Source organism: Mesorhizobium sp. M0618, assembly GCF_040320765.1.
GTDB lineage: Bacteria > Pseudomonadota > Alphaproteobacteria > Rhizobiales > Rhizobiaceae > Mesorhizobium.
Genome location: NZ_JAMYQH010000031.1, coordinates 81,716 through 90,474 on the forward strand (window position 1 = coordinate 81,716; position 8,759 = coordinate 90,474).

The window sequence follows — 8,759 nt, forward strand, 5'->3', positions numbered from 1 at the left end:
TTCGCGCGACCTACGGCGTGTCTTCGCTATTAGTGCCATTTATGCTGGAGCCATGGATGAAGGACTGGATTTCGTCCAGATCGATCTTGCCATCACCATTCTCGTCGACGCTGCTGAATATCCTGCCAACCGCGCGATGAACCTCGTCCTCGGACAGCGATCCGTCGCCATCCGTGTCCAACAGCCCGAACGTCAGCCGCATGCCGGCGCCGCGCATCATTTGATGGTCCCGGTGTCCAGCCATTCTATGTCCTCGGCCCCAGTCACCATGATTCCGCCTGCGGTCGCCATGACGGCTAGCTTCGTCGTGGCGGCCAGCATCCTCGTTGCGATCGCCTTGGTAGGCTCGGCTATCTTCCTCTCGGAAACGTTCTTCAGAATCGCGATCCTGCTGCATCCTATCCCGAACCGCTTGCTCAACCATCTGGCGGATCATTTCGCGTATTTTTCCATCCGCTTGTCCGGTCACATCCGGCAACTGCCCGGCGCCCGGCGGTTCGGTCGCCGGAGCGGGTGCAGGTGTCGAGGGTGCTGGTGTTCCGCTCGTCTGGGCGAGAGCCGGGGAGGCCAAGGCTATGAAAGCGGCGGCCGCGGCCGTCGTGCTGTGTGGAAATCTCATGGCATGCTCCATCGGTCGTGTCTGCTTGGACGGCCAAACTGGAACTCGATCTGATTGTTCCCCGAAGGGCATCAGGTCACGGCGAATTTAACGGGGCATGTCCCCGTCCGGGCCTCGATCACGGCCTTCGCCAGGAAATACAGCCCTCCTTGCTGAGGCACAGAAGGGAAGCCCGCCTATTTCTTGCGGGCCTGAGCGCTGCCATTCCGCTTCCCGCCCAAAATTGCCGGACAGCTTTGCACCTATCTTGGTCATCGCGTCATCCCAGCCGCCCACCAAAAGCGGCCCCATGAGCATATCTCCATAATGATCTCAGCATCGGCTTTTTCCTGCCTGACCACCGATCAAGTGTTTTGTGAACAGCATCGTGCTAATATTGCCGTCACTGCGCTCGACGAGGAAATCGCAGCATGTCGGAAAAGGGTCCGGTCGCGTTGCCGGCGGCCTCGATGGCAACAGGTTTTCTGGGTGGCAACGGCAACAATGCGTCCGAAGCCCGGTACGAGCGCCGGATCCTGACCGCGCTCTGCTACGACCTGGTCGGATCGACCGACCTTCTTGCCATCCTGGACATCGAAGAGTTCGAGGAACTGATATCAGCCTTCCAGCGGGCCGCGAGACAGGCGGTCGCGTCGTGTTCGGGAGCCGTCCAGGTCGAGGTCGGCGATGGCGGCGTTGCTTTGTTTCGTGCCGAAATAGACGCCAAGGACGCAGCATCGCTGGCGATCCGGGCCGGGCTCGAAATCATCGACGCCTGCAGGCGCGTCGGTTCGGACAAAGGCCGCGCCGATTTGCATGTCCGGGTCGGAATCGCGACATCGATGACGCTGATCCACAAGGGTGACGCCGACACCGGTCAGGATAATGTCACCGGCCCTGCCTTCGCGATGGCCGCACGGCTCCAGGCCATCGCGCAACCAGATACGGTGTTGGTCTCGGACGCGACGCGCAACCTGGCGCGACGGTCGCATGTGTTCAGCTTCAGGGGCCCCCATGCGATCAAGGGATTTGCCGAGCCGGAGCTGGTCTGGCGCGCGCTCAGTCACAAGCGCGAGGTCGACCGCTTCTTCGCATTCGGGCAGCTGAGCAGTCCGCTCGTAGATCGCGAGGCCGAGCTCGCCAGCATCGCCGAAACATGGGCTAGTGCCGTTGCAGGAAAGGGCGGCGTGGTGGTGATCGAGGGCGAGGCGGGGATCGGCAAGTCGCGCATTCTTCACGAAGTGCGCCGGCGCACGCGCCAACAGCGCACGAAACTGCTGCTCTTCCAGTGCACGCCCGGCGGGTTGCGCTCGGCGCTGCATCCGCTGCTGCAGAACGTACGCGGCCATCTCGCCGGCAACGAAGGACAGCTGAGCGCTGCCGCAGTGGCGGAAGTATTCCGCGATCATGACGTCCACGATCCCGAAATCATCGACATCTTCTCGTTCCTGCTCGGCGCTCCGGGAGCCGATCCGATGCTCAGGGAAATCGACGCTGAGGCAATGCGCGCGAAAGCCAATTGGGCGGTTCGCCACTCGCTCGAAGCCCTGTGCGCCAGCGGACCGATCGTCCTGGTGGTCGAGGACATCCATTGGATCGACCTAACGTCGAGACAATTGTTGGCTGAGCTTGCACAGTCAGCCCCTCACTTCCCGGCGCTTGTCATCGCGACCACGCGCCCTGAATCCGGGAGCTGGCTGGCAGCATCGAATCCAAGGCATATCTCGCTAAAGCCGCTCAACAGCGAGCAAACCCGGCTGGCGATCGCGGCCATGTGGCCGCAAGGCAAGCCCTCAACTTCCCCGGAATTGCTCGACATGGTGGAACGCGTGACCGGCGGCGTCCCGCTGTTCATCGAAGAGATCTGCCAGTGGATGACGGAGAACGCGGCGTCGGCAACGGATCGGCTGGCGCAGACCGCAATGCGCAGTCATACCTCGGTGTTCGAAAGCGTGATCGAGGCCAGGCTCGAAACGCTGGGGCCGGCCCGCGAAGTCGCGCGCGCCGCAGCCGTCGCGGGCAATCGTTTCAATCAGGAATTGCTGCGCGCCCTGTTGCCGGAGCTCGATGACGAAATCATCGCAAACGCGCTGGATTCGCTGAGCGAGGCCGGGTTCCTGATGCGCGTGCGGCCTTCCGGCGTTCCGGTCTATGGCGTGCGCCATGCGCTTATCCAGGAGACGATCTACAACGCAACGCTGCGCAAGAGACGGCAGACCTTGCATCGCCGCCTGTTTGCCGCGGTGAGCCGCAACCGAAACCTGGCCGGGTGGCTGGGCACCGCCGAGGTTGCCGAGCACGCCGAGCGCGCAGGCCTTCTGGAGGACGCGATCGCTCAGTTCGTGATCGCAGGCACGGAAAGCTCGTCCCGCTCGGCAATGGCGGAAGCGAGGCAGATACTCGAGCATGCTTTGGCGCTCTGCGAGCGCGTTGCGGCAGCCGACATGCGAGACGCGCTGCGGCTATCGGCAATGATCGTGCTCGGTCCCATCCTGACCGGTGTCGAAGGTCCGAACTCGGCGCCCGCCCGCAAATTGTACGAGGACGGCGTGGTGATCGCCCGGCGTCGGCCGGTGGCCGAGCGGGCCAAGTGGTTCCCGATCTACTGGGGCTGGTGGTTCACGGATACTGTCGTGGACGGCGAGCGCGCGGAAGTCGTGCTCAGCGATCTCAGGGATGTCGAAGATGCTGAAGTGCAACTCCAGGCCAGGCATTGCGTGTGGGCAATCGACTTCAATCTTGGCCGCCACGACCGCTGCATCGCGGCCGTCGACGCCGGACTGTCGCTCTATGAGCACGGCCAGGGCAAAGCCAATGCTGCGTTGTTCGGCGGGCATGACGCGAGGGTCTGCGGGCTCGCCCACCGCGCCTTGTCGCTTTGGTTCGTCGGAAAGCCGGCAAGCGCGATCCATTCGATGTCGGAAGCTAGGAGATGGGCTCAGCAAACCGGACATGCCGGCAGCATCGCGCATGCCTATCTCAACGAGGCGATGCTGCATTGCTATCGCCGCGATTTTTCGATGCTGCGAAGCGTGATAGCGGATCTGCGCCACTTGACGGAGCGCCATTATATGCCCGCTCTCGCCGCCGCAGCGCAAATCTTCGAAGGCTGGTGCGACGGCAACGCCGGCCAGGTCGAGAGCGGCAGGGCAAAAATGCGGCAAGGCCTTGGCCTCCATGGCGAGTTCCAGACGCCTGAGGACGAACCGGTCTATTGCGGCATGCTGGCAGAGCTTTTGACACGAACTGCCGAGGTCGATGAGGCGCTCGCACTGCTGGGCTCGGCTGTGGCGCAGGCCGAGGCCGGCGGCAGCCGCTTCTGGCTGGCAGAGCTCTACAGGCGAAGGGCGGAGCTACTTCTTCTCCAGGGCGATGCGGAGGCGGACGTAATCGCTGCCCTCGAAAAGAGCATCGCCATAGCCGCGGAGCAAAGCGCCGTGCCTTTCCTCGTCAGTACATACGAGACCCTTCAATCATCAGGCCTGTCGCCTGAACTGTCGTCGCGCTATCGCGATCGGGTCGAACGTGCGAAATCCGCTCTCGAGCCGGGCGCCGCGCTGATCGTCAATCCCGAATCGGCCGTTCGCCACTAGCCGCCCTGCAAGAGCAACCGCGATGCTGGAGCGATACAAACGCCTTGGTCCGCCGCCCGACGAGGGGCTGGCGAGCCTGATGAAGATGCGCGAAGGCCTGGGCATCACGCGGATCGCCGACATTACGGGGCTCGACCAGCTCGGCATCCCGGTCGTGCAGGTGACAAGACCTTTCTCGCTCTCCAACGCGGTCGCGCAAGGCAAGGGCGCCACCCTAGCGCAAGCCGCGATATCGGCCATGCTGGAATCGGCCGAGAGCTTCTTTGCAGAGCAGGTAGCGAATTTCAAACCAGTCGTCGGCTGCGCCGATCACTTGGGCATCCCGCCAGATCGTTTCGAACGGCATCTCCAGGGGGGCACGGCGCCCGGATGGCGTGGCAGGGAGACGGCGTGGGTAGCCGCAGACAATCTTCTTACCGGCAGCCGCGACCTAGTCCCGTTCGAGCTCGTGCACACCGCCTATGTGTTTCCGTCGCTGCCCCATGACGGCATTTTCGCGGCATCGACGAGCGGTTTGGCTGCAGGCTTCGAGGAGCCGGATGCCATCGTTCATGGCATGCTTGAATGCATCGAACGCGACGCGATCGCCACGGCATATCGGACTCACGGGTTTTTCCACCGTCAACGCATCGATCCCGAGACGATCGATGATCCGTCGCTCCGCGATATCCTGGAAACTTTGGCGGCCAAGAACGTGCTGGTCGGCCTCTGGCAAGCTTTGTCGCCGTTGGGCATACCGGTGGTGTGGTGCCATCTGCTGGAAGACGAACCGACGGAAACGGTTCTTTTGGATCACCCGGCTGATGGCTCGGCCGCCGGTTTCAGTCCTGCCGGCGCGGCGGCGCACGCCATCTACGAAGCGGCCCAGGCCCGTCTGGCGGCGATCTCGGGCGCGCGCGATGACCTGACGCGCGCGTCCTATCCGAAATACCCCGATCGGCAGATGATTGCAGCGCATCGCCGGCTCCTCCGCGATGGCCCGCGCAGCGTGGATTTCCGCGCGCTCGCCGAGCAGAAGTTCAACACGGCGTCGGATGGGCTGTCGGTCCTCTTGGCAATTCTCGAAGAGAGAGGGTTCGATGCGGTTCACCTAATCCGGCTGGGAACGAAACCGCTCGACGCACTGTCGGTTGTCAGGATTGTCATCCCTGCCTTGCAGCCGCTCTTGCAGGGGTAGGATTATGCGCCCGAAACTCGTCTTCACCGGCCCTACCGTGTCCCATTCCGACGCATTGAACGTCGTCGATGCGGTATGCCTTCCCCCGGCCGTGCAAGGCTCGATCGTTTCGGCCGTGCAGCATTTCGACCCGAGTGCGATCCTTCTCATAGATGGCGGTTTTCAGACCGAGCCGGCGGTTCGGCACAAGGAAATCCTGTGGGCCCTCAGCCGCCGCATTCACGTCGTCGGCGCGGCCAGCATGGGTGCCCTTCGAGCAGCCGAGCTGTTCCCCCATATGCAAGGCGTCGGGCTTATCTACCGATGGTATCGCCGCTTCGCCTTTGCACCCGACGACGCAGTAGCGGTATTGCATGGACCGGCCGAAGTGAATTTCGCTCAATTGACGCATGCGCTGATTGACCTGCGCCGAACCCTTCGCGCTGCTTGCCGGCGCGGCGTGATTTCACCCGAACAGCAGGCGAGGCTCGAGGGTGCGGCAAAGGCCGTCAACTTTCGCGAGCGCACCCTGGCACGGATGGTTCGGGATGCGCACGACGGCAAGGGCGACGTCGAGAAATTGTGCAGGGAGCTCGGCGCGGCTTTCGTCCAGCAAAAAAAGCAAGATGCCCTGCGGGCACTCGAACTTTTGCGGGAGCAAGCATTTGAAAAAGCACACCCCATGCCGGAATTACAGCTAACCTCGGCCTTCTCCAAGGATATGGATGATGCGGGGCTGACGCTATAGGCCCTGAGTCTCTTGGCGGCCGACGATTTACGTAACGTAAGTGCCGTGATAGCGTGGTAGCGTCAAAGGGGGCCAAGCAATTGGACGCGGTCAATCGTGTCGTTGCGCAAGATCTGTTGCTGGGAACGCGGTTCCTGGTCTACCCGCAGGTCCCTCACCTTTCGGGTTACGGAACGCCCGAAACAGTATGGATTTCTACTCCACCCGATCTGATCCGCTCCGGCCCAGAAGATCACCGCATCTACGTTCGCGATCCGCTCCTCGACAAGGAGCCTTACGACTACCCTTATCTGCCACCGTTTGTCGGCGAAATCTTTCCGCCTGCAGAGGCTGGGTTTGACGGCCATTTCGATCAGCTTTCCCTGACCTCGCGGCAGTTCCTTTCTGCGCACGCTTTCGCCTCGGTCAGCCGCGTGCTGGACATCTGGGAAAGCTACCTCGGCAAACCGATCGTCTGGTATTTTGCCGAGACTTACGAGCGGCTCGAAATCATCCCCTTCGTCGACTGGGAGAATGCGCAATCAGGCTATGGCTATCTGGAGCTCGGCCGAGAGCGCGGCATCGACGGAGGCAACTATCCCTATGCGCTCAACTTCGATGTGATCGCACATGAGGTCGGCCACGCAATCTTGTTTTCGCTGTTCGGGACACCAGCCGGCGGCCTGACTCAAGGCGATTTCGGACCGTTCCACGAGGCCAGCTCGGATCTGGTCTCGCTCTTGTCCTTCCTGAATTTCGACAGCGGCATGGACCGGCTGTTGCGGCACTGCGATGGCAACCTGCTTGTTCTCAATGAATTGAACCGGATTGCCGAACTGACCGGCGATCGGCAGATCCGCCTCGCCAGCAACGCACGCCGCATGTCGGAGGTCACGGCGGAAATCCATGACAGGTCACGGCCATTCACGGGGGCTGTGTTCGACACGATCGTCGACGTCTACCACGCGGCACTGGTGCACGAGGGGTTGGCCGACGAGCGGCTGCTGGGGATAGATATCAAGGATGTCGACCAATCCGACATGCAGCGCATCTCGGATTTCACGTCCCGCGCCTTTCGCGCTCGGCCCTTCATGTTCAAGAGCATGCTGATCAGAGCAAGGGACGAGGTGGCTCTCGCACTTGCTCAGGCATGGCCACGCCTCGATGCGGATGACCTGTCGTTCGAAAAGGCCGCGGGGTTGGTGGTGGATGCCAGCGATCGCGTTGCGCCGATGCTCGCGGAAAAATTCGATGAGAACTTTAGCTGGCGGGAGATCTTGTGAACTGAAGGATGCAGCAAAAAGGAGCGAGGAAAATGAGCGACGACTATCACCGACCGACACTAACGTTTCCATCAGGCGCTTACAACGCAACACAGGTCAGGCTCTATGGCTTGGGGGCGGAAATTGGACTCAGCGTGCCCGGTGCGCCAGCACCCTTTGGGGACACGGGCATGTATGTCGAAACCGCGCCCGGGGAACCCATCACCGATGAGCAACGTGTCAACGCACTTGAAGTGTTGGAGAAATATGACAGCAACAAAGGCCGCCAAGATATAATAAATGGAAATCTTCCATTCCCAAAGATACCAATCAGAGTCTCCTTTCATTTCAAGATAGACCTGAAGAATTTTGGCACTGCGGTTCTTTCAACAGTAGGCAGTACCTTCATGCTCGGATCATCTCCAGAGCAGAAAACATCGTGCGGGATAATTGTCGGTTATGCCTACGAGGGACATACCTACGATTTGCCAAAGCCCAAGATAATGATCATCCCGGCGTTTCCGGAGCCCAAGATTCCGGCCGACGATTCGGATTTTGACGCCAAGGAACCTGAAGGCTACGCGGTTTGGCTCGTCGATAAGCTCGACGAATGCGTGGAGTTGGAGATGAACCAAGGCTTCATTGAACAGCTCGTTCTTGACGCCAACATGCCGGGGAAGCGCTCACCAACAATGTACGCTTCCAAGATGACGATGGGCCACCGCAGCGGAAAGCTGAACGACTAGTCTCTCATGTTCCCTGTCAAGGTTGAAGGCAAGAAGGCTCGCCTGCTTGGCAGGTTTGCCATGCAGTCGGATCGGCTGAAGCTGCACAGGGCTGGGCGTTGAACTCAGAGACGACGGTTGATCAGACTCTCATCCGCGGGTTGGATACCGGCCTTCCGTGTCTTCGTCTCGGATCTGTCCTCGATCCAGGGGGCGGGCTTCCGGCGCATCGGCCCGGCCACATAACTGGCCACGGGAGTTCCCCACCTTGGCCCTACCTCCAAGATCGTCGAGGAAATCAACAGCGGTGATTTTTGATATTTTCACGGTTGTACGCAGGCCCAAGTTCCCGGGGGGAAGTAGCGGTATCCGAGCGCAACCAATGTTTGTCGTTGTCACCGCAGGCGTGTCCGGCAAACGGCATTTTAGCAGTCGCACCAGTCAACGAGTGTGTCAGCTTTGCGAGTGCTACCGCCTGAAACCGGACAGGCAGGAAGCGGCCCCATAGCAGTCATCCGACAACTGTCGGTGACTAAACGCTGCTGAGGTGCATGCGCCCGGTTCTTTCCGCTTTTCTGTGGGGAAATCTGTGGGGTATCGGGAGAAACAGACACCTAGAGCCTTTCACGTTTTGACGGAAGCGTATCCGGCGTTTTCGAAGTAGTTCTTGCATTCGGCTGCCTCGATTGTTTCGACGA

General features: G+C 61.0%; 6 protein-coding genes. 5 read left to right on the plus strand and 1 reads right to left on the minus strand.

The window, feature by feature from the left end; genetic code table 11:
* Nucleotides 1-10 precede the first annotated feature (10 nt).
* Nucleotides 11-691 (minus strand): EF-hand domain-containing protein, encoded by a 681-nt coding sequence (locus NKJ04_RS27145; RefSeq protein WP_352678243.1) that lies wholly within the window; start codon nt 689-691, stop codon nt 11-13.
* A gap of 338 nt (nt 692-1,029) precedes the next feature.
* On the opposite strand from NKJ04_RS27145, the gene NKJ04_RS27150 reads away from it, so the two are divergent.
* From NKJ04_RS27150 to NKJ04_RS27170, 5 genes are all read left to right on the plus strand, one after another.
* Complete coding sequence (locus tag NKJ04_RS27150; RefSeq protein ID WP_352678245.1) at nt 1,030-4,191, plus strand: AAA family ATPase; 3,162 nt, start codon at nt 1,030-1,032, stop codon at nt 4,189-4,191.
* A gap of 22 nt (nt 4,192-4,213) precedes the next feature.
* The gene (locus NKJ04_RS27155; protein ID WP_352678247.1) at nt 4,214-5,368 is read left to right on the plus strand and encodes a YcaO-like family protein; all 1,155 of its coding nucleotides are present in this window, start codon (nt 4,214-4,216) and stop codon (nt 5,366-5,368) included.
* A gap of 4 nt (nt 5,369-5,372) precedes the next feature.
* Nucleotides 5,373-6,095 (plus strand): TfuA-like protein, encoded by a 723-nt coding sequence (locus NKJ04_RS27160; RefSeq protein WP_352678250.1) that lies wholly within the window; start codon nt 5,373-5,375, stop codon nt 6,093-6,095.
* An 80-nt stretch (nt 6,096-6,175) separates the two neighbouring features.
* Entirely contained in the window at nt 6,176-7,357 is a 1,182-nt protein-coding gene (locus NKJ04_RS27165; RefSeq protein ID WP_023812758.1) for a gluzincin family metallopeptidase, read from the plus strand.
* 32 nt (nt 7,358-7,389) lie between these two features.
* A complete protein-coding gene (locus NKJ04_RS27170) occupies nt 7,390-8,082 on the plus strand; it encodes a hypothetical protein (RefSeq protein ID WP_352678253.1) in 693 nt (230 codons plus the stop codon).
* The last annotated feature ends 677 nt before the right edge of the window (nt 8,083-8,759 follow it).

Excerpts from the sequence above, each read along its gene's own strand:
- NKJ04_RS27155 (WP_352678247.1), top strand. The coding sequence starts at position 4,214 with ATGCTGGAGCGATACAAACGCCTTGGTCCGCCGCCCGACGAGGGGCTG.
- NKJ04_RS27170 (WP_352678253.1), top strand. The coding sequence starts at position 7,390 with ATGAGCGACGACTATCACCGACCGACACTAACGTTTCCATCAGGCGCT.
- NKJ04_RS27145 (WP_352678243.1), bottom strand. The coding sequence starts at position 691 with ATGCCCTTCGGGGAACAATCAGATCGAGTTCCAGTTTGGCCGTCCAAG.
- NKJ04_RS27150 (WP_352678245.1), top strand. The coding sequence starts at position 1,030 with ATGTCGGAAAAGGGTCCGGTCGCGTTGCCGGCGGCCTCGATGGCAACA.
- NKJ04_RS27160 (WP_352678250.1), top strand. The coding sequence starts at position 5,373 with ATGCGCCCGAAACTCGTCTTCACCGGCCCTACCGTGTCCCATTCCGAC.